The 20,890-nt window shown below is 67.3% G+C and carries 19 protein-coding genes; 3 read left to right on the forward strand and 16 right to left on the reverse strand.

The genetic code is table 11. The features are described 5' to 3' along the window. Positions 1-110 precede the first annotated feature (110 nt). Entirely contained in the window at positions 111-725 is a 615-nt protein-coding gene (locus AC5P74_RS16765) for a hypothetical protein (RefSeq protein WP_049411437.1), read from the forward strand. Between the two features lie 39 nt (positions 726-764). Here the strand turns inward: AC5P74_RS16765 and AC5P74_RS16770 are convergent, their stop codons facing one another. The 13 genes from AC5P74_RS16770 to AC5P74_RS16830 all read right to left on the reverse strand — a co-directional run bounded on the left by AC5P74_RS16770 (position 765) and on the right by AC5P74_RS16830 (position 13,422). Further along, a complete protein-coding gene (locus AC5P74_RS16770; RefSeq protein WP_139726671.1) occupies positions 765-1,109 on the reverse strand; it encodes a hypothetical protein in 345 nt (114 codons plus the stop codon). Between the two features lie 33 nt (positions 1,110-1,142). Continuing rightward, entirely contained in the window at positions 1,143-1,913 is a 771-nt protein-coding gene (locus tag AC5P74_RS16775; protein ID WP_005415102.1) for a LytR/AlgR family response regulator transcription factor, read from the reverse strand. Further along, positions 1,903-3,162, reverse strand: a complete 1,260-nt coding sequence (locus AC5P74_RS16780) for a sensor histidine kinase (protein WP_206620142.1) — start codon at positions 3,160-3,162, stop codon at positions 1,903-1,905. The genes AC5P74_RS16775 and AC5P74_RS16780 overlap by 11 nt, the downstream gene beginning before the upstream one ends. Positions 3,163-3,447: 285 nt before the next feature. After that, positions 3,448-5,097, reverse strand: a complete 1,650-nt coding sequence (locus AC5P74_RS16785) for a M28 family metallopeptidase (RefSeq protein WP_346607816.1) — start codon at positions 5,095-5,097, stop codon at positions 3,448-3,450. A gap of 440 nt (positions 5,098-5,537) precedes the next feature. Then, positions 5,538-7,190: a CsgG/HfaB family protein gene (locus AC5P74_RS16790; protein WP_111126875.1), complete on the reverse strand. Its 1,653-nt coding sequence runs from the start codon at positions 7,188-7,190 to the stop codon at positions 5,538-5,540. A gap of 16 nt (positions 7,191-7,206) precedes the next feature. Beyond that, positions 7,207-7,884 (reverse strand): hypothetical protein, encoded by a 678-nt coding sequence (locus tag AC5P74_RS16795; protein ID WP_005415096.1) that lies wholly within the window; start codon positions 7,882-7,884, stop codon positions 7,207-7,209. A 100-nt stretch (positions 7,885-7,984) separates the two neighbouring features. Continuing rightward, a complete protein-coding gene (locus AC5P74_RS16800; RefSeq protein WP_032953880.1) occupies positions 7,985-9,085 on the reverse strand; it encodes a hypothetical protein in 1,101 nt (366 codons plus the stop codon). After that, positions 9,076-10,272, reverse strand: a complete 1,197-nt coding sequence (locus AC5P74_RS16805) for a hypothetical protein (RefSeq protein WP_005415094.1) — start codon at positions 10,270-10,272, stop codon at positions 9,076-9,078. The genes AC5P74_RS16800 and AC5P74_RS16805 overlap by 10 nt, the downstream gene beginning before the upstream one ends. A 106-nt stretch (positions 10,273-10,378) precedes the next feature. Then, a complete protein-coding gene (locus tag AC5P74_RS16810) occupies positions 10,379-11,641 on the reverse strand; it encodes an RNA polymerase sigma factor (protein ID WP_346608148.1) in 1,263 nt (420 codons plus the stop codon). A 45-nt stretch (positions 11,642-11,686) separates the two neighbouring features. Continuing rightward, on the reverse strand, positions 11,687-12,043 hold the full coding sequence (locus AC5P74_RS16815) for a DUF1428 domain-containing protein (RefSeq protein WP_005415092.1): 357 nt from the start codon (positions 12,041-12,043) through the stop codon (positions 11,687-11,689). A gap of 24 nt (positions 12,044-12,067) precedes the next feature. Then, entirely contained in the window at positions 12,068-12,478 is a 411-nt protein-coding gene (locus tag AC5P74_RS16820) for a VOC family protein (protein ID WP_021202152.1), read from the reverse strand. 40 nt (positions 12,479-12,518) lie between these two features. Then, on the reverse strand, positions 12,519-12,941 hold the full coding sequence (locus AC5P74_RS16825; RefSeq protein ID WP_005415090.1) for a VOC family protein: 423 nt from the start codon (positions 12,939-12,941) through the stop codon (positions 12,519-12,521). Positions 12,942-13,008: 67 nt separating this feature from the next. Continuing rightward, positions 13,009-13,422 (reverse strand): YciI family protein, encoded by a 414-nt coding sequence (locus AC5P74_RS16830; RefSeq protein ID WP_053500761.1) that lies wholly within the window; start codon positions 13,420-13,422, stop codon positions 13,009-13,011. A 697-nt stretch (positions 13,423-14,119) separates the two neighbouring features. Here AC5P74_RS16830 and AC5P74_RS16835 point away from each other — a divergent pair. Then, positions 14,120-14,527 (forward strand): YciI family protein, encoded by a 408-nt coding sequence (locus tag AC5P74_RS16835; protein WP_053499021.1) that lies wholly within the window; start codon positions 14,120-14,122, stop codon positions 14,525-14,527. Here AC5P74_RS16835 and AC5P74_RS16840 read toward each other — a convergent pair. Continuing rightward, positions 14,505-16,586, reverse strand: coding sequence for a gluconolaconase (locus tag AC5P74_RS16840; protein WP_346608147.1), 2,082 nt, complete (start codon positions 16,584-16,586; stop codon positions 14,505-14,507). The two genes, AC5P74_RS16835 and AC5P74_RS16840, sit on opposite strands and share 23 nt — an antisense overlap. A gap of 167 nt (positions 16,587-16,753) precedes the next feature. Here AC5P74_RS16840 and AC5P74_RS16845 point away from each other — a divergent pair, with 167 nt between their 5' ends. Beyond that, a complete protein-coding gene (locus AC5P74_RS16845) occupies positions 16,754-18,274 on the forward strand; it encodes a tetratricopeptide repeat protein (RefSeq protein ID WP_346608146.1) in 1,521 nt (506 codons plus the stop codon). 98 nt (positions 18,275-18,372) lie between these two features. On the opposite strand, the gene AC5P74_RS16850 is transcribed toward AC5P74_RS16845, so the two are convergent. Both AC5P74_RS16850 and cycA read right to left on the reverse strand, forming a co-directional pair. Beyond that, a complete protein-coding gene (locus AC5P74_RS16850; RefSeq protein ID WP_346608145.1) occupies positions 18,373-19,149 on the reverse strand; it encodes a lytic transglycosylase domain-containing protein in 777 nt (258 codons plus the stop codon). A 203-nt stretch (positions 19,150-19,352) separates the two neighbouring features. Next, positions 19,353-20,726 (reverse strand): D-serine/D-alanine/glycine transporter, encoded by a 1,374-nt coding sequence (gene cycA, locus AC5P74_RS16855; protein ID WP_005415083.1) that lies wholly within the window; start codon positions 20,724-20,726, stop codon positions 19,353-19,355. Between the last annotated feature and the right edge of the window lie 164 nt (positions 20,727-20,890).

Genomic DNA, 20,890 nt, shown 5'->3' on the forward strand with positions numbered 1-20,890 from the left:
GCCTTGCGCCGCTTGGCATTGCCCCCATTGCACGGCTCGCTGGAAGTGCTAGAACTGGATCCGCCACACCGTCCAATGCTGATCGACGCACGTTCCACAAGGAGCCAGCCATGATTGCCTTGTTCAAGGGTTTGGGAATTCTGCTTCGCGACAACGAGCTCTACAGCAGCCCGTTCGACAAACAGGTGGCGCACTGGCGCAACCTCAGCGAGCAGCAGATCCGCGATGAAGTGGCGGTGCTGGCCCAGGCCAAGTGCCAGTGGCTGATCGCCTCGATCGTCGGCTGGCAGGCGGCCTCGCTGCTGATCCTGGGCCTGATCGCCAATTACCTGTGGCGCGATGACTTCCATATCACCTTCACCCGCGTGGTGATCGTGTTCGGCTCGTGGGTCTCGATCCTGTTCGTGATCTGGTTCATGGCCAACATGTTCGATCAGCAGGCCGGCTTCGAGCGCTGGATGAAGGCGTTCAACAGCCGCGCCCGCATCAGTTCCAAGGCCGACAGCGTCGAACACGTGGCCGAGGCGCTGGACCTGGCCGAGCACTACCCGGAAGTGCTGGACTACAAGCAGGCGGTCACCGCCAGGCGCGAACTGCGCCACGAGGACATCCGCATCATGACCGAGATCGGCCGGATGAAGCAGCACTCCGAACTGGTCGGCCGCCTCAACCATGTGGGCGAGACCGAGCACCATCACGACCTGACACTGCAACCTGCCTACTGAGCCTTCAGGGAAGCGGGGGGACCCACACTGCCACCGTGATCACTCACGGTGGCAGTGTTCTATCGGGTCCTGGCTGACGCACTGGCGGAAGCCGTCGGGCAGGCCACGCATGGCCTCGGTCTTGCCTGCTGCAACGGCGAACCGGCGCAGCGGCGGTGTGGTACACGCCGCATCGGGGCTGCAGCCCGGATCGAGCACCAGGTAGTGGCAGGCACCACTGCTGCTGGCAATGCACTGGAAACGAGCCTCGCCATCGACGACGGTAGCCTTGCTGTACAGCGTGTCCACGCCGTTGGCGTGGGTGCGCGTGATCGAGGTGTTGCGGGACCTTTCGCAGCCGGCCAACGCCAGCACGACAATGCACGCAATCAACAGTCGGGGCATGTTCGTTCCTCGGTGAAGGGGATGCTGCTGCGGCTACATGCCGCGGAACAGGCTCATGAACGGCTGGCTGACCACCAGCGTCTCCGTGCGCCCGCGCAGGCGCAGCACGCCGCGCCCGGTATCGTCGCGGCTGACCGCCGCCACCGCCTTCATGTTGACGATGGTCGAACGATGGATCTGGCGGAAGTGCTGCGCATCGAGCACTTCCAGCAGCTCGCGCAATGGTGTGCGCAGCAGGCTTTCGCCGGTGGCGGTGACCACGGTGGTGTACTTGTTGTCCGCGCGGAAGTAGGCCACGTCTTCCAGCATGATCAGCTGCGTCTCGCGCCCGTTGCTGGCGGTGATCCAGGCCAGTGGCGGGCGCTCGGCAGCGCCCTGCGATGGGCCCAGCCGCTGCAGCAGGCGCTCCAGCACGGCATCGTCCTGGCGCGTCGATGGCAGCCGCGACAGGATGCGCTCGCGGGTGGCCAGCAGGCGCTCGTCGCTGACCGGCTTCAACAGGTAATCCATCGCGCCCTGCTCGAACGCATCGATGGCGTACTGGTCGTAGGCGGTGACGAACACTACCTGGGTGCGCGGGCTCAGCTCGGACAGCGAGCGTGCCACCTCGATGCCGCTGATGCCAGGCATGCGGATATCGAGAAAGGCGATGTCCGGCTGCTTCTCGGCCAGCTGCTCCAGCGCGCTGGCACCATCCTCGCACTCGGCCACCAGCGCAAGGTCCGGCCACAGCCGGCCCAGCTGCTCCACCAGTGACTGCCGCAGCAGATCCTCGTCTTCGGCGATCAGGGCTTCAAGCGGCATGGCTGCGCTCCTTGTGCGACTGCGGCAGGGTCATGGTCGCTGCCACGCCGCTGGGGAAGTTGGCGACGATCGCCACGCCGGCCTGCTCACCGCAGGTCAGGCGCAGGCGCTCGCGCAGGTTCTTCAGGCCGATGCCGGTACCACTGGTGCCCTGGCCGAAGCCGAGCCCGTCGTCGGCCACGGTCACCGTCACATGGTCATCGAAGCCGCGCGCCAGGATCCAGATCGTGCCTCCGCCGGGCTTGGGTTCAAGGCCATGCTTGATCGCGTTTTCCACCAGCGTCTGCAGCGCCATCGCCGGCAGGTGCACGCCATGCAGTTCGTTGGGCACCTGCACTTCCACCGCCAGCCGTGCGCCCATGCGGATGCGCAGGATCTCCAGGTAGGCGCGGGTGCGTTCCAGCTCCACGCCCAGCGTGGACACCGATTCGTCCACCTGTGGCAACGAGCTGCGCAGGTACTGGATCAGGTGGCCGAGCATCTGCTCGGCCCGTGCCGGGTCGGTGCGGGTCAGCACCTGCGCATTGGCCAGCGTGTTGTAGAGGAAGTGCGGTTCCACCTGCGCATGCAACAGGTTCAAGCGCGCCACCGACAGTTCCTTTTCCACCTGGGTCTGTTCGGCCGCAGCCTGTTCGTCGCGGCGCTGGTCGGCGACGCGGCGACTGATCGCGCGGGTGACTGCTTCGGCGTTCTCGAAGTTGCTGCCCTCGTCCAGCGCCAGCAGGTCGGCCCACCAGCCGGCATCGGGTTCGAACAGCAGGGTAACGGTGCTGGTGCCCTGCCCCGGCGTGACCGTGGCCAGCACGCTGTTGCGCTTGATCGCCAGCCGCGCCGGCAGGTTCCAGCGCGAGGGCTGACGCCCATTCCAGAGATCCACGCGGCGAACATAGGCGCGCACCTGCAGGCTGCCGGCCGAGCTTTCCACATCCTCCACGCGGGGAAGTTCGGCGATCGCCGCTTCCACTACCGAGAACGCGTGGCCGGCGTCCATCGGCAGTTCTATCTGGCGGCGCTGGCGCCCGGACAAGGTGGTGGCATCCAGGCGACCGGCCACCAGCCAGACCCGGCGGATATGGGTGATGGCACTGCCCAGCGCGGAAATGATCAGGAACATCGCCAGCAGGCCGAAAATCCAGCCCGGGCCATCGTTCATGCCACTGAAGATGCCGCTCCAGACCATGCCTGCGACGAACAGCGCCGCAGCCCAGGCCAGCAGGTGACGGAACAGGAGTGAAAGGCTGGCGAACACGGCGGCGCCTTGGAGGAAGGGGGTGAGCCGAGCATAGGGCGGCCGGCCGGGCAAGCAAGCGGCCTGCGACGAAGGGCCGGAAAGTGCGGATGGAAGCCGCTATGGAAATGCCGGGAACGCGCCTGCGCATTCGCGCTGGCGCTCCCACGGCTCGCCTGCGCAAGCCGTGGGCCCCATCTCACCAGCACCCACATCCCCGCGCCTATGGCGCCGCCCCCTGACTCAGGGGACGGTTGCCCGGACCGAGTGCGGTTGCCGGCCAGCGGCCGGCACTACCGAACGCCCTTACTTGCGCTGGTCGGCGCTGGCGTCGCGTACGGCGCGGAACGACTCGTCCTTGCTCCAGTTCGGCCAGGCACGGGAGTTGGCCAGCTGGTTGCCCAGCGTGTACAGCACTTCCAGGTCGCGGGCGGCACCGGCGAACACCCAGTCCGGCTGCCATTCGTCGCCCTGCTGGTGGTAACGCTTGGCGGTGTAGTCCTCGGAGGCTTTCTTGCCTGCGGCGACGCCACCGTCCACCCAGTCCTGGCCGGCCGACCAGGACAGCGCCGGCACGCCACGCTTGGCGAACGGGAAGTGGTCGGAGCGGAAGAACAGGCCCGCTTCCGGCTTCGGGTCCGGCGTGTAGCGGATGTCCCAGCCCTTGGCCACGTCCTTCAGCTGGTCCAGCAGCTCGAAACGCGCGGCACCGTAGATGCCGAAGTCACGCGACGGGCCGAACGGCGCCATGCCGTCCATGTTGATCACCGCCACGGTCTTTTCCAGCGGGTACAGCGGATGGGTGGCGTAGTACTCCGAACCCAGCAGGCCCTTCTCCTCGGCGGTGACCGCCAGGAACAGCAGCGAGCGCTGCGGGCGCGTTTCCTTGGCGAAGCCACGGGCAAGCTCGAGCAGCGAGGCGGTACCGCTGGCGTTGTCCAGTGCGCCGTTGAAGATGCGGTCACCGCGCGCGTCCGGCTCGCCCACGCCAATGTGGTCCCAGTGCGCGCTGTAGATGATCGTCTCATCCGGATGGCGGCTGCCTTCCAGGCGTGCGGCCACGTTGTGCGAGGTGATCACTTCGGTCTTCACCGCGTACTTCGCGTCCAGGCTGGCGCCGGTCAGCGGCACCGGGGTGAAGTCGCGCTGCTGCGCCTTTTTCTTCAGCGCCTCGAAGTCCTGCCCGGCGGAGCGGAACAGCTCCACGGCCAGGTCGCGCTGGATCCAGCCTTCCAGCAGCGGGTGGCTTTCGGCCGGGTTGTCGCGCACCACGTCGAACATGGTGTTGGTGTTGGAACCTGCCACGGTGGCCCAGCCATAGGAGGCCGGTGCGGTCTCGTGCACGATCAGCACGCCCAGTGCACCCTGGCGCGCGCCTTCCTCGTACTTGTAGGTCCAACGGCCGTAATAGGTCATGCCCTTGCCGTCGAAATCACCTTGGCCGGTTTCGAAGTCCGGATCGTTGATCAGTACGACGGCAATCTTGCCCTTCAGGTCCACGCCCTTGAAGTCGTCCCAGTTGCGCTCCGGCGCTTTCACGCCATAGCCGAGGAACACCAGCGGGGCCTTGCTGATGTCGACGTTGCTGGCGCCGTTCATGGCGGCGCGCACGGCAATCTGCTTGCCCTGCTCCAGCGCAACGGTCTTGCCGCCCTGGTGCAGCGCCAGCTGCGGTGTGCCGACGATGTCGCCCTTGCGCAACGGCACGGCCTGGGTCCAAAGGCGCTTGCCGTCCCTGAGGTCGCCGCCCGGCTGCAGACCGGCGTCGGCAAACTGCTTGCTGAGGTAGGCGATGGTCTTCTCTTCGCCGGCGGTGGCCGGCGAGCGGCCTTCGTAGGCGTCGGAGGCCAGTTCCTTGACGTCGGCGGAGATCCGCGCGCCATCGAATTTCGGGGTGGCCGCCATCAGTGCGCTCGACACTGACAAGGCCAGCAGGCCCAGTGCTACTCGCTTCATTGCTCTCTCCAGCAGGGAAATCTCTCTGGAGTGTAATGGGATTCGGCAGGGCTGCGCCCTGCACCCGCCGAAGCCAGGGCAGCAGCAACAGCTGGAGCAACAGCAACAGCAGAAGCAGGCATTCGGTGGGATGGCGGGGTGGGTCCGGTTGCGGGGGAAGCCGTAAACCCCGCTCCGCGGTCCGGCCCAGCCGCTGGCGGCTGTGCGTTCGGACGCTTGCGAAGCAGTGCTTCGCAAGCAAAGCGCCCTCACCCTTGGGGGCTTGGCCGCGGCATTCATGCCGCGGACACCCCCGCAACCGGACCCACCCCGCCTTCGACAGATCTCTGCTGCTGTTGGTGGGTGTCGACCTTGGTCGACACGGACGGAAACACGAAGGGGTCAGAGCCCTTTCCCGGCGGGAAAGGGCTCTGACCCCATCTGTGTGTTGCTTGGGCGTGTTACCAGTTCGGGTCTTCGGCCGGGGCGGCAGCAGGCTTGGGCTTCGGCTTGGCGGCCGGGCGGGCGGCGGCTGCAGCCGGGGCGGTCGCGCCCGCAGCAGCGGCGGCAGCCGGCTTGCTGCCCAGCTTCTGGCGCAGTTCGATCTGGCCCGGACGGAAGCCGCCGCGCATCGCGTCAACGCCGTCTTCGATGGTGCCGTACGAGGTCTGTGCAGCCACGCGGTCGATGCGGATGGTGCAGCATGGGTGTTCGCTGCGGCCCAGCGAACGGCCGGTCTGCGGGTCCTTCAGTTCCTCGCCCAGGCGCACAGCCTGCCAGCGCTGGCCGGCCTGCACGGTGTCACCGCCCTGGCTCAGCACCACCTGGTCACCGTCCACCGACACCACCGACACCGGGAACAGCGTGGTGACGATGCTGGTGCCGATCTGGCCGGACAGCGATTCCATCATCGCCGCAGCCATGTTGCGGCCGTTGACCACACGCGGCAGGGTGCTCGGGCCGGTCGAGGCCAACTGGTGATCGAAGCTGTCGGACATCACCACCTGGCCAGTGGTGGCGTTGACCAGGCGCAGGGTGATGCGGCCGCCACCGGAGTATGAGGTCACCTGACGGTCGGACATGCGCAGGTTGCGCACGCTGCGCGGGTACTCGAAGCGTTCGATGGTCGGGATCAGGATCAGGTCGGTCGCCAGCTGCTGGCCGACGCGGGCAGTGTCCTGCAAACGCACGTTGCCGCTGTTGATGTGGTCGATCTCGGCCTGCAGTTCGTCGCCGAACTCGCGATCCAGCACGATGAAGCGCTGGGTCTGGGTCAGCGTGTCGGACAGGCGTGCGCGGATCGCGTCGGCCACTTCATCGGCGCTCACGCGGCCATCGCCCACGGCATAGCTGCCGGCCTTCGTACGCGGCAGCGCGACCACGATCTTCGGCTTGCCCTGCTCGTCCGGTGCGCGGTACTGGGCGATCTGGGCACGCACGCGTACCTTCCAGTAGCTGCGCATGCTGCGGTGGGTCACGTCGGAATCGAACGAGCTTGCGCCACGCTTGGCATCGACGCTGACCTTCTCGTCGTAGCGCTCCTTGACACTGGCCGAGGCACCGCCGCCCTTGGCCGTGGCTTCGCCAGAGGCGCTGGCAGAGGCCGAACCCTTGAAGCTCCAGCCTTCATCGCTGGCGCGCACGCGCGCGATGGTTTCCTCGTCCAGCTGCCGCACTTCGTCCTGCGACAGGATTTCATAGCCCAGCACCGCGCCCTGCGAGCCGGCGATCATCTGCTGGGTGAACGCGTCGGCGCGGATATCGCCGACGTGTTCGTCATCCACATCCACATGCAGGCCTGCACGCAGGCCCTGCATCTGGCTGGCCACGCGTACACCGTTGACCTGCGCCACCGCCGACTGCAGCGCCGCCAGCACCGCCAGTTCCGGGGTGCTGCCGATGCCGTCGGCCTCGCGCGCGACCTGGGTGGTGCCGCCGAAATCCGGCGTGCCACGCAGGGGCGCTGCTTCCACTGGCGCATTGCTGGCCAGTGCACTGGTTGCCTTGTCCTTGGCGGGTGTGGGCGCATCGGCGGCCGGGGTGTCCTGCTTGCCGCAGGCTGCAAGCAGCACGGCGGCCAGGCCCAGGCCGATCAAACGGGAGGTCGTACGCATGGGGTTGATCCTCGGATCAGATCGAGTCGAGCATCGAATCGGCGTTCGACGGCACCTTCACCTTGCTCTTCTTGGCGAAGGTCACGGCCGACTTGGTCGAGCCGTACAGGCCCTGGATGAAGCCCGGCGATTCCTTGGCCACCCATGCACCGGCAGCCAGTTTGCGGCCGACGGTGGCCATCTGGGTGGCGCCCAGGTTCTTCATGCCGGCGGTGAAGTTGCTGGCTTCGCCGCCCAGCTTCTGCGCTTCGGCAGCCGACGCCAGCAGCGAGACCAGGCCTTCGGCATAGTGCTGCTTGGATTCAGCGTTCAGCTCCGGCTGCGCGGCCTGGCGCTCGTCGATCGCGGCCTGGGCGGCTTCGCTGACCGACACCGACTTCTTCATCGCATCGACGCTGACCGAACCCGACGACAGCGCCTGGCGCTCGGCTTCCAGCAGCTGCACCTGCTCGGCCAGGCCGAAGGCACGGGCGAACGAGGTCTGGGCCTGCAGCGAGTGCGACTGCGAGCTGACGAAACGACGCACCAGTGCTTCCTGCGCGGCTTCATCCGGTGCGGCGGCGCTGGAGGCGCTGCTGCTGGAGGTACCGGTGGCGGCGCCGGCCAGGTCCTTCAGCTTGCCAAGGCCAGCGTGCGCCGGCATCGACAGGGTGGCGGCCGCGATGGCCAGGACAAGAGCGGTATTGCGGATCATGTGAGAGTCCTTTGGGAGAGACGGCCGCGGTTCGGCACGTGGGGAATCGGTGAGCCCCGGGCCGATGCCGAGCGCGCTCGGCACCCACCGGGGCGGCGGATCAGCGCACTGCCTTGACGTTCAGTTCGTTGATCATCTGCTGGGCGGCCTTTTCGGCAGCCAGCTGCAGGGCATTGGTACGGGCCACGGTTTCATTCGGGCCGGTGCCGGAGAACTGCACCGGGCCGACCGACGACACGGTGCGCGGGAAACGACCGGTCACGTCCAGCACCTTGCCGGTGACGGTGACGAACACGCGGGTGTTGCCACTGGCCGGATCACGGTCGCGCATGCCGATGTCGAGGGTGCCGACGGCGATGTACGGAATGTTGGCTGCACGGATGCCGTTGGCGGTGTCACGCAGGGTGGCCGGGGCCAGGTCGTTGCCGGTGCTGAAGTCCTTGCGGATACGCTCGATGCTGAGCAGGCCACGCGACTCGCCTTCCACGTATTCGGCTTCAACCACTTCGTAGCCGGCGGCGCTGAAGGCACCGGTCATCGCGGTGTTGACCTCGGCGGCGTTGGCCACCTTCCAGGTGATGTTGTCGGCGCGTGCGGTGGTGCTGCCGCCGCTGGTGACCGACACCGATCCGTTCTGGTTGATGCTGCCGTTGGTGCTGACCGAGTTGCCGCGGAAGCTGTCGCCCTCACGGGTGTTCTCGCTGTAGCTGCTGCTGGCGTCGACGCGGCGGTATTCCTTGTCCTGGAACGACTGCACGGTGTCCTGCGAGCGCGCCATGAACAGGAAGGTCAGCAGCGAGCGCTGCGCGGCGGTGGCACCGGCCACGGCCGAACCCGCATCCAGCTTGGTCTGCAGCAGGGTGGTGTTGATCTCGGCGCGGACGGTGACGGTGTAGGTCTTGGCTTTCTTGTCTTCGGTGTCCGACAGCTGCACGGCGCTGAGCACGTAGCGGTCGATCTCGCCGATGAACTCGGCGCGACGCGCTTCGAACAGGCGCAGCTTGGCCGCACCGGTTTCGGCGATGTATGCCTCCAGGGCGTTGACCTTGGCCTTGTTCAGGGCCTGGGCACGGGTATCGGCACTCAGGCGCAGGCCGTAGCTGGCCGAGCCGGTGCCGCGCGAACTCGCGGTCTGCGCAGCGACCGGCGAGGCCACCACCAGCGCGATGAGGATGAGCAGGATGGTACGCATCAACGACATGACTTGATCAACTCCTGGAGGGCTTGGGTCTGCTGCTGCAACGGGCGGCCGCCCGGCTTCTGTTCGTCCAGCCAGGCGCGCGAATCGGCACGCTTGGCGGCGGCGCCGGCGAAGGCATCGAGCCCGGCCAGCAGGGTTTCGTAGCTGGCCGACCACTGGTCGACCTGCCACTGCGTGGCCGGAACCACCTTGGTGGCCCCCTTGCGCAGCGGCTGTTCGAAATAGACCTTCCCCGAGAACGGCTCGGTCACCTTGGCGGTGAAGAAGGCGCCGAACAGCATCGTCTTCATCGCCGGGGTTTCCTCGATCACGCCGTTCTTCAGTGCATCGACCTGCAGGTTGATGACGTAGTCGGGTTCGGGAATCTTCAGCTGGTAGACCTTGCCGTCGGCAAAGCGGGCAGCCATCGCGCCACCGATCGCCTGGCCCGAAGCCGGCGGCAGCAACCCGACGCCGGTGTTGGACGACAGCGTCTTGGACAGTTCATGGGCCAGCGTGGCGCGCAGCGGCGCTTCCCACTTCGGGTCGGGCAGCTTGGCGCGGACCGCGTCGGACAGGGTTACACCACCGACCTGCAGACGGCGCACCGCCGCGTCGGGCAACCTGGCCTGGGCAAGGCTGGCCGCCAGCACCTGCGACAGGCTGGTATCGGCGCCGCCATACAGCAGATCGGCGACGATCGCGTCGATATCGTCGTTGTCCGGTCGGTAATCCTGCACGTCGATGCGCTGCAGCGTAAGCGGATAGGACGCGATCACCTGGCGCTCGCGGAAGTCGAAGAACAACGCCTGCAGCGCCACTTCCACCAGCACCTTGTACTGGTCACCGATCGGCTCGACCGAGACCAGTTCGCGGTCCAGCGCGGCGGCCAGCACGGTGGCGCTGGTGGTGCCGTCGAGCATCGCCACCGGCTGGTCGATCAGCTCCAGGTGGGCCGGTGCGCGGCGCTTGAGCGACTGCGCCAGCGTCTGGTTCAGCGGGACCAGGCCACGCCGTTCCAGCACCGCATGCGCATGTGGCGTGGTCGCCTGCACGGCGGCGGCGTCAGCGGTATAGGCAAAACCGGCCCAATAGGCCTGCTGCGATTTGTCCGCGGCCTGCACGGCCGTCGGCCATACGGCCAGGCACAGGGCACAGGCAAGCAGGCGCGCAAAAGCGCGCGATGCGCTCTTCGTCCTTGAATACATCCAACCGCTCCTCGGTCAATACGCACGGAATGCGGGCGCTGATGCGTCCGCTGGGCGCGAAACATAGCCGCTCAGGCGCGCGGCGACAAGTGCTGTCCTTGTCGGCTCAGTCCGTGGGGGGCAGGCCGGCCCGTTGCCGCAGCAGTCCGCGCTCGGCCTGGTTGTGGCTGAGCCGAGCCGCCTCGCCAAAAGCGTCACGCGCATCCTGCTCGCGCCCCAGTGCCTGCAACAGCTCGCCACGCACCACCTGCAGTGGCGCGTAGTCACGCAGGCGCGCGTCGACCAGCAAGGGCTGCAGTTGCGCCCACGCGGCGAAGGGACCGTCGCTGCGCAGGATCGCCACCACCCGGTTCAATGCCACCACTGGCGAAGGCTGCACCTGCAGAAGCTGTGTATAAAGCGCAGCAATGCGCGGCCAATCGGTAGCGTCAGCGCGACGCGCAGCCGCATGGCAGGCCGCGATGCGCGCCTGCAGCACGTAGGGATCCTGCCCGCCGCCTGCGGCCAGCGCACGTGCCAGTGCCTGCTGACCACGTTCGATCTGCAGCCAATCCCAGCGCGCGCGGTTCTGACGGTCCAGCAGCACCGGCGCGCCCTGCGCGTCCACCCGCGCCGCTGCACGCGAGGCCTGCAGCTCCATCAGCGCCAGCAGGCCCAGTACCGGCGGCACCGGCAACCGATGGGCCAGGATGCGGGCCAGGCGCAGCGCTTCATCGCACAGTGCCGGACGCATCCAGTCATCGCCGGCGCTGGCCGCATAGCCTTCGTTGAACACCAGGTAGATCGCCTCCAGCACCGAAGCCAGGCGCTCCGGCATCGCCTCCGCGCGCGGCACTTCATAGGGCACCTGCTTCTGCGCCAGGGTGCGCTTGGCGCGCACGATGCGCTGGGCGATGGTCGGTTCCGGCTGCAGGAACGCGCGTGCGATCTCCACGGTGGTCAGGCCACCGAGCAGGCGCAGGGTGAGTGCCACGCGCGCATCGGCCGGCAGCACGGGATGGCAGGCCACGAACATCAGCCGCAGCAGGTCATCGCCCAGGTCATCCTCCAGCGCCTGGTTGTCATCGGGTGCCGGCAGCGCCGCCGGATGCAGTTCCTCGCCCCATTGCGCGTGCTGCTGCGCCACGCGCTGGTGCTGGCGCAGCACATCGATGGCACGGTTGCGCGCGGTGGTCATCAGCCAGGCTCCGGGGTTGTCCGGGAAGCCCTGCTCCGGCCAACGCTCCAGCGCGGCCAGCCAGGTGTCCTGGGCCAGTTCCTCGGCACGGCCGACATCGCCACCGAGCAGCCGCGCCAGGCGCGCGATCAGCACTGGCGACTCCATCCGCCAGAGGGTTTCCAGACGCTGCGTCAGTGCGGGCTCGAGCATGCGCCGATCACAGCACGCACGCCCGGCCCGCACAAGCGCCGCAGCTCACGCTTCAACAATCGGCTTGAAGCCACCCCAGAACATGCGCCGGGTATCGAACGGCATGTCCTTCGGGCCCAGCGACGCCAGCCGCGGGTCGGCCATCACCTTTGCGTTGATGCGGTCGCGTGCCGCGCGCGAGCGGAACACCACGAAGGCGACGATCACCGTCTCGCCCGGTTTCGCCTTGACCGCGCGCGGGAACGAGGTGCTCTTGCCCGGTTCCACATCGTCGGCCACGCATTCCATGTACTGCAGCGCGCCATGGTCCTTCCACACCACGCCGGCCTTGCGGGCAAGGCGGCGGTAGGCCGCCACCTTGTCCTGCGGGCACGGCAGCACGTACGCATCCACGTAAGCCATGAGGGTTCTCCCTTGCGGCGGCCGTCAGCCCGGCTCGCCGTCCATGTGTGCGATTTCCCAGAGATGGCCATCCAGGTCCTGGAAGCCGCGCTGGTACATGAAGCCCAGGTCGCGCGCCGGCTGCGGCTCGCTGGCGCCGGCGGCCAGTGCCTTGTCCACCAGCTCGTCAACGGCCTTGCGACTGGGTGCCGAGAGCGCATTGATCACTTCCGTGTGGGTGTGCGCGTCGGCAATCGGCTTGTTGGTGAACTGCTGGAAAAAAGGTTGGGTCAGCAGCATCACATAGATGCTCTCGCTTATGACCATGCCAGCCGCATCGTCATTGGTATAGGTTGGATTGAAGCTGTAGCCCAGCGCGGTGAAGAATGCCTTGGACTTCTCCAGATCCTGCACGGGCAGGTTGACGAAGATCATCTGCGGTTGTGGTGCACTCATTGGTAACGCTCCTTGTGGATGAAGAGGAAAGAGGGAGGGATCAGGGCTGCTTCATGCAATTGACCATCCACGGCTTGCCGTAACGGTCGATCAGCATGCCCCAGCGATGTGCCCAGAACGTTTCGGCGATCGGCATCTGCACCTGGCCACCTTCGGCCAGCGCAGCGAACACGCGTTCGGCTTCTTCGATGCTGTCGACGTCGACATTGATGGTGGTCGAGCCGCCCTCGCCACCGCCGGGACCGTCGGCCGCCATCACGATGGCGCTGCCGATCTCCAGCTGGCTGTGCGCAACGTGGTCGAGGGTTTCCGGCGGCATTTCGTTGCAGCCCGGCGAGCCATCGGAGGGCGGCATGTCGCGGTACTTCATTTCCGAGGTGACCTGGCCACCGAGTGCCTTGGCATAGAACGCCATTGCCTCGTGGGCCTGGCCGCTGAAGCCGAGGAAGGGAATCAGTCTCATGGCAATACTCCGTTGTGCGGTTCAGGGCGATAGTGCCGGGGCGTGCCCGGCAGGGAGAGGAATCGGATCAGCCTTCCAGCTGTGCACGCAGACGCTGTTCCTGCTGCTGTAATTCGGGGGTGAAGGCTTCACCAAAGTCTTCTGCGGAGATCAGCGGACGCAGTTCCAGCGTGCCGCCCTCGCCGAACGGCGCACGGCTGGCCCATTCAACGGCCTCGTCCAGCGACCGCACCTCCCACAGCCAGAAGCCGGCGATCTGTTCGCTGGCAGGACCGAACGGACCGGCCTCGACCTTGGGTGCCCCGCCGCCGAAATGAATGCGACGGCCGCGCTGGGTGGCGTGCAGGCCTTCACCGGCCAGCATGATGCCGGCGGCCACCAGTTGTTCGTTGAAGGCGCCCATTTCGGACAGTTCCTGTTCGCTGGGCATGCGGCCGGCTTCGGAGTCGGCGTTGGCCTTCACGATCACCATCACTTTCATTTCGGTCTCCCGTGGGACGCGTGGTGCGTGCCCTTCACTGGGTACAACGAACCAGGGGGCTGGGAATCGACACGTCTGTTGGAAATTTTTTTCTTCCGCGGAAAGCGCGCCTTCGGCGGTGGTCGGCGAACGGCGGAGCCCCTCCGTGGTGGGGTTGGGTTGGTCGCTGAAAGCTCGGGTTCCCGTGGGTGGGCCGGGCGGCTGGGGCTGGCGGGGACGCTGTGAACCCGTCCCTGGGGGCCAGATCAGATACCCCGCCAACCCCACCCTCCCGCCCCCAGACAGATCTCTGCGGCTGCCCCACCACGGGAAAATCAAGAGAAAAGGCAAAAGCAAAAGCAAAGGCAACAGCAACGGCGGTTGGCTGGCGGCCTCGGCTTTGCGAGCGAAGCGACCCGCTTTTGCTCTTGTTTGTGATTTTCCGTGGTGAACGCCGCAGGAAACTGTCCAAGGCCGGGTGGGTAGGCGGGGCGGGGGTGTCCGCGGCATGGATGCCGCGGCCAAGCCCCCATGGATGGGTTTACGGCGTCCCCCGACCCGCCTACCCACCCGGCCAAGCCCAAGAATCACGCTGTAGCGCCACCACGGAGGGGCTCCGCCGTTCGCCGCCCCCCGCCGAAGGCGCGCTTCCGCGCTGCAACATGCCCGCGCGCCATCCTGCGCCATCATGGTCCCCCGCCCCCGCCAGGACCACGCCATGCAGCAGTACCTGCTTCTGATCTATATCGAGCCTGCCCTGCTGCAGGCGCTGCCCACCGAAGAATTCAACGCGCTGATGCGCGACTGCCTGGCCCACGCCGACAAGCTGCAGGCCGAAGGCACGCTGCTGGCCGCCCAGAAGCTGCAGCCGGTCGATACCGCACAGACCCTGCGCGTGCGCGATGGACACAGCCGCGTGCTCGATGGCCCGTTTGCCGAAACCCGCGAGCTGCTGGCCGGCTTCAACCTGATCGTGGCGCGCGACCGCGACGACGCCATGCGCATCGCCCGCGACTTCCCGTGGGCACGCTTCGGCAGCATCGAAGTGCGGCCGCTGGAAGACATGGACGCCGAGCGCGAACGCTGCGGCGCCCCGGCTGCGGCTATGGCAGCAGCCGTACTCTGATCTCGCGCGGGCCGACGCCTTCGTTGCCGCTGTAGTCGCGCACGCTGGCACGCACGATGTACTCGCCCGGCGGCAACGCCGCCGGCTGCCAGCGTCCGGTTTCCATCAGGCCATCACGCACGGTGTTGGTGGCCAGGTAGCGGAACCGGGTCACCGCGCTGCCATGCACCGTGATGCCGCTGTCCGGTGCGTAGGCCACGCGCACCGCTTCCCGCTGCGGCGGCATGCGGTTGAACACGATGTTCCAGCGCGGCTGCTCGTAGCCCTGCAGCGGATGTCCCGTAGCATCGAGAATCTGGTAACCCACCTGGTACATGCCCAGCCGGCGTCGTGGCAGATTGTTGTCGACCTGGTCCCAGGCCTCCACCACGATCTGCACGCCACGCCCCTGCCGCGCAACCATCACCACGCCATCGCTGCCGGCGGCCATCGGTTGGTCGTTGTCGTCCAGCAGTGCTACATCAGTGATGCGCGGTGCGAAGTGATCGGCGTAGTTATGGAAGCCAAGCGCCACCGCATTGGTTTCGAAACCACCGGTGCCCACCGCCAGGTGCACGTGCGCCTGGTTGTTGATGCTGCCCAGGCGGTCTCCCACGTGGATGCGCATGCCACGGCGCACGCGCATCCGCTGCAGCTTGCCCTGCTCGTCATACAGCGCCTGCCAGCGCGCGTCGAACGGCACATCGCGCGGGGTGCGGCCGACACGCATGTGGATGTACTTGAGGCGGTCCACCGCCAGGCCCTCGGCCTGCTCGCCCAGGTTCCAGGCCGCCACCGGGCTGCTGATCTTGCCATCGGCAATCGCCAGCACGGTCTGGCCCACATCACCGCGCACGTCGAAGCCGCCATGCAGGTGGTGGCGGCTCTCACCGCTGAAGTTGCCGCGCACTTCACCCAGGGTGCCGACCACTTCGTGCCAGCCGTCCTGCGGTGCGAGCGGCCAACGGCCGCCCGTCTTCGGCAGCGCGGCATCGGCGGCCGGGCCGACCAGTGCCGGCGCCGGCAGTTCGCCCACCGGCAGCGGACGCAGACGATGCAGGCGGTAGCCTGCGGCGTCGGCCACCAGCACGCTGCCATCGGCCTCCAGCGCCAACCCGCTGGGGCGGGCCAGGCGCGGCAGGCGGCCATTGCCGACCAGTGCGATCTGGTGGCCCTGCGGCGTCACCTGCACGATGCGGCCATCGAGATCGCCCACGTACAGCACGCCGTCGTGCGTGGTGGCCAGCGACTGCGGCCCATTGATCACGCCACCGGGGGCAACCACGGTGCTGACCGTGCCGTCGGCGCCCACCCGGCGCACGGCGTTGTTGAACAGATCGGCCACCAGCAACGCACCCTGCGCGTCGAAGGCCAGCGCCACCGGCGTATCGAAACGCGCAGCGGCGCCCGCGCCATCGGCAAAGCCTGGCCGATCACCACCGGCCAGGGTGCGCACACTGCCATCGGTACCGATCACCCGGATGCGGTCATTGAACGTGTCCGCCACGTAGACCTGGCCCTGCGCGTCCACCGCAACGCCCATCGGTGCATCGAAGCGGGCCTGCATGGCAGGGCCATCGGCGAAGCCCTGTTCACCACCGGCCAGCGTGGTCACCTGGCCATCGGTGCCGATGCGGCGGATCGCATGGTTGCCCGTGTCGGCCACGTACAGGTTGCCCTGCGCATCGCCGGCAATGCCCGAAGGCGTATTGAAGCTGGCCTGCAGCGCAGGGCCATCGATACGGCCCTCGCCCTGCCCGGCCACGGTTTCAACGCGGCCATCGGGCAGGCGGCGGCGGATCCGGTTGTTGTCACCGGCATCGGTGAAATAGACACTGCCATCGGTGCCGCGCAGCAGTGCATACGGGTCGGCGAAGCGCGCCTGCGCGGACGCACCGTCGCGGTCGCCGGGGTGACCATCGCCGGCCAGCGGCTCGATCTGCGCGGTCCAGGCCAGCGGCGTGGGCACCGGGCCGGCAGGGCCGGCCAGCGTTTTCAGCGGGGTATCCCACCAGGTTGCAGCCAAGCCCACCGCCGTTGCCAACGCCACCCCTGCCGCCATCCATTGCCACCGTGCCATCGTGTTGCGCTGCCTCTGCCTGCTGCTTGAAGAGGCACCGACAATAGACGCTGCGCGTGCGATCCGCCACGGCCGATCATGCGGCTGAACACCAGGATTCGCTTCGTCGTGCTTGTCCTCGCTGGCCGTAGCAGGTTCAATGCGGTTCCCACGGATGGAGATTCTCCATGCCCCGCGTTCTCCCCCTCACCGCCCTGCTGCTGGCCGCATTGGCCAGCGCGCCCGCCTCCGCTTCGATCACGGTGGCCCCGCAGAAGCCATCGGCCACCGCCGATGCAGTACACGCGGCGTACGCCACGCGTTGGGATGAAGCCATCCAGCAGGCACGCGATGGCAACACGCTGGGTGCGCTGATCAGCATGGAGCGGCTGATGGAAGATCCGTTGCTGGACGACTTCGATGCCGAGCATCGCGGCCGCGCCTCGCAGGTCGCCGGCTGGACCGCGCTGATGCAGAAGAAGCCGGACCAGGCCCGCCGCTACCTGCAGCGGGCGCAGGAGGCCCTGCCGGAGGATGCACAGATCCTGCTCACCCAGGTGTCGGTGGAACTGTCGGACAACCAGCCGGCCGCAGCCACCACTTTCCTGGTGAAGGCACTGCAGCACGCCGACGCACCGCTGCCGATCGATCACCACGCCATCAACTACCTGCAGTACCGCCTGCGTGAGCAGCCGCAGAAGCGCATGGACCTGCTGCAGGCGCTGTTTGACAACGGCTGGAAGAGTGGCGGCCTGGAACCCACCGGGCTGTGGCTGGCGCTGGCCACGCTGCAGGCCGACAACGGCCGTGGCGACAGCATTCCGGCCACGCTGGCGCGCATCGACAGCCCGGCCGAGATCATCCGCCTGCGCAGCGACAAGCGCTTTGATCGCTATGTCGATCGCGGTGACGCGCGTTTCGATCCGGTGCAGGCGGCACAGCGCCACCTCGATGAACTGCGTGTTTCCGGCCTGCTCGACCGCGCACTGGACGCGCGCATGGCCGAGTTCAGCACCACCTTGCTGATGCTGGACCGCAACGAGGAAGTGCTGTCGTTGACCGAGGGCATGGCCGGTGCCGCCAGCAACGGCGAATCGCCTGCCGCTGCGGAGGCGGAATGGGTGGCCTGGCTGCTCAACAGCCGGCTCACCGCACTGCGCCGGCTGGGCCGCACCGATGAGGCACTGGCCACGGCGAAACAGGCCGCCCGCATCGGCGCGCTCGGCCCGGATGGTGTCGAGCACCAGATGAATGTCGGCTTCGTGTTCAGTTCGCTGGGGCGCATGCAGGACGCTGCGCAGGCAGTGAATGACATGCCGGGCCTCGCCGGTTACGGCAAGGCCGCACAGGCGCTGCTGCAGTTCGCCGCCGCCCGCGAGCGCGGCGATGCCAAGGCGCGCGATGCAGCACGCGCGGTGATCCTGGCCCAGCGCGACGATGCCCGCCTGTTCCATCGCGAAATGCTGCTGGAGGAAGGCGACCTGGACGGTGCCGCCGCCGTGCTGATCGAACAGCTGCGCTCGCCGGTTGAACGCGGTGAAACCCTGGCCAGCCTGCAGGACATGCGCACCTATCCCTCATTGCCGGGCGATGTGCGCATCGATGCCGCGTGGCGTGCACTCAGGCAGCGTGCCGACGTGCAGGCGGAGGTGGCACGCGTCGGCCGCATCGAGCGCTACGACTTGGTCAGCACTTCCACCTCGCGCTGAGCGGCTTTTTGTGTAGAGCCGAGCCGATGCTCGGCTGCAATTGGCGCAGCCGAGCGTCGGCTCGGCTCTACAACGCCTCGTGCAGGCAGCACCGTCCGCTAGCGGGCTGGCACTTCGGTGCGGATGCCCATCGCTTCGCGGTAGCGCGCGTACAGCGCCATCACCTTGTCCACATAGGCCAGGGTTTCGGCGTAGGGCGGCACGCCCTTGTAGCGGGTGACCGCACCGATGCCCGCGTTGTAGGCAGCCGCCGCCAACGGGCGATCGCCGTTGTAACGGCGCAGCAGCGCGCGCATGTAGCGTGCGCCGCCCTCGATCGACTGCTGTGGCGAGAACGGATCGCGCACGCCATATTCCTGTGCGGTCTCCGGCATCAACTGCATCACGCCCTGTGCGCCCTTGGTCGAGACCGCCAGCGGATCGAAATTGCTTTCGGCGTGGGCGATGGCACGCAGCCAGGCATCATCGACGCCGGTGGCCTTGGACGCGGCCTTGAACTGCTTGGCGTGCTGCGCCAGCTGCGGCTTGCCGACCTTGCCCAGGCCTTCGTGCGCCGGCTCGCCTGGCGGCGTGGCCACGGTGAACTTCAGGAACACCCGTGAGCCGGGCAGGTTGCGCGTGGAGTAGACCAGCGCTCCGTCCTGTTCGCGCTCGTACAGCACGCCGCTGAACACGCCCATGTTGCCCCACAGGTTCGGGGTTTGGACGGCGTTGTCGTCGATCTCCTTCGGCGTGCACCGCGATCCCGGCTCCGGCGCGGTGGCCAGGCTGACGGTGTTGCCCTGCACGCAGCGATAGACCGTGCGCGCGGCAGCCATCCCGGGCCACAGGATGGGCAGCAGCACCAGTGCAAGCAGGAGAGGTCGATGGGACATGGCGGCCGGATGATCCGGCCGCGCCCGCGAATGTTGGGTGAATGGGGGCCGGCAGGGCTGCGTCCTGCACCCGTGGTAGTGCCGGCCGCTGGCCGGCAACCTCAACAGCAACAGCCGTTTTCCCGCGAGGAGGCGCGGTGGGTCCCGCGACCTGCCGGGGTCAGATCCCGTTGCTGAGCAACGGGATCTGACCCCACTTCGGATCACTTCGCGGCCCTCCGGCGCACCCAATACCCCGCGCCCAGCAGCACGAACCACACCGGGCTGGCGATCAGCGCCTGGCGGGTGTCGCCCTGCAGGCTCAGCAGCACCAGCACGGCGGCGAAGAACACCAGGCAGGCCCAGCACATGGCAACGCCGCCGGGCATCTTGAAGATCGAGGCAGCGTGGCGCTCCGGGTAGCGGCGGCGATAGGCCATGTAGGCCACCAGGATCAGCGACCAGACGAAGATGAACAGCACCGTGGCCAGCGTCGTCACCAGGGTGAAGGCGGTCACCAGGTTCGGAATCAGGTAGATCAGCAGCGTGCCGCCCAGCAGGCACAGGCACGAGAACAGCAGGCCTCGGGCGGGCACGGCAGCGCGTGACAACTTCGACAGCCCGCGCGGGGCGTGACCCTCTTCGGCCAGGCCGTACAGCATGCGGCTGGTGGAGAAGATGCCACTGTTGGCCGAGGACGTGGCCGAGGTCAGCACCACGAAATTGATCAGGCTGGCGGCGGCGGGAATGCCGGCCAGCACGAACAGCTGCACGAACGGGCTCTTGTCCGGCACCACCTGGCGCCACGGGGTGACCGCCATGATCGCGATCAGCGCCAGCACATAGAAGATGATGATGCGCACCGGGATCGAGTTGATTGCCTTGGGCAGGTTGCGCTCGGGATCGGCGGTTTCGGCGGCGGTGGTGCCGACCAGCTCGATGCCGACGAAGGCGAACACCGCAATCTGGAACCCGGCGAAGAAGCCGACCAGGCCCATCGGGAACATGCCGCCGTCATTCCACAGGTTCGACAGCGACGCGGTGTGGCCGCTGGGTGAAGTGAAGCCCCACGCCACCAGCCCGGCACCGGTGATGATCAGCGCACAGATCGCCACGATCTTGATCAGCGCGAACCAGAATTCCATTTCACCGAACAGCTTCACCGTCACCAGGTTCAACGCCAGCAGCAGCATCACGCAGGCCAGCGCCGGTTTCCAGGCCTCAAGCCCGGGGAACCAGAACTGTGCGTAGGCGGCAATCGCGATCACGTCGGCAATCGCGGTGACGATCCAGCAGAACCAGTAGGTCCATCCACAGAAGAACCCGGCCCACGGGCCGAGCAGGTCGGTGGAGAAGTCGATGAAGGATTTGTACTGCAGGTTGGACAGCAGCAGCTCGCCCATCGCACGCATCACGAAGAACAGCATCGCGCCGATGATCAGGTAGACAAAGACGATGGACGGGCCGGCCAGGCTGATGGTCTTGCCCGAGCCCATGAACAGGCCGGTGCCGATGGCACCGCCGATGGCGATCAGTTGCAGGTGGCGGTTGGACAGGCTGCGGCGCAGGTGCTCGGGGGGCGTGGCGGGCTCGGTCATGGGCGCGGGAAGGGGCGGGCGAAGCGTTCGACGGTAGTCCTCCGCGGCGCCGAGCGCCAGCGCCAGACGGCCCCATTGCGTCAAAGCAGGCCGCTTTCACCACAATGTGACCGAATACCGTATTGATCCCATTCCGCCCGGCCCGGTGCCATGCTCAGATAGCC

It is taken from the genome of Stenotrophomonas sp. YJH_SMC_94-11 (genome assembly GCF_059370435.1).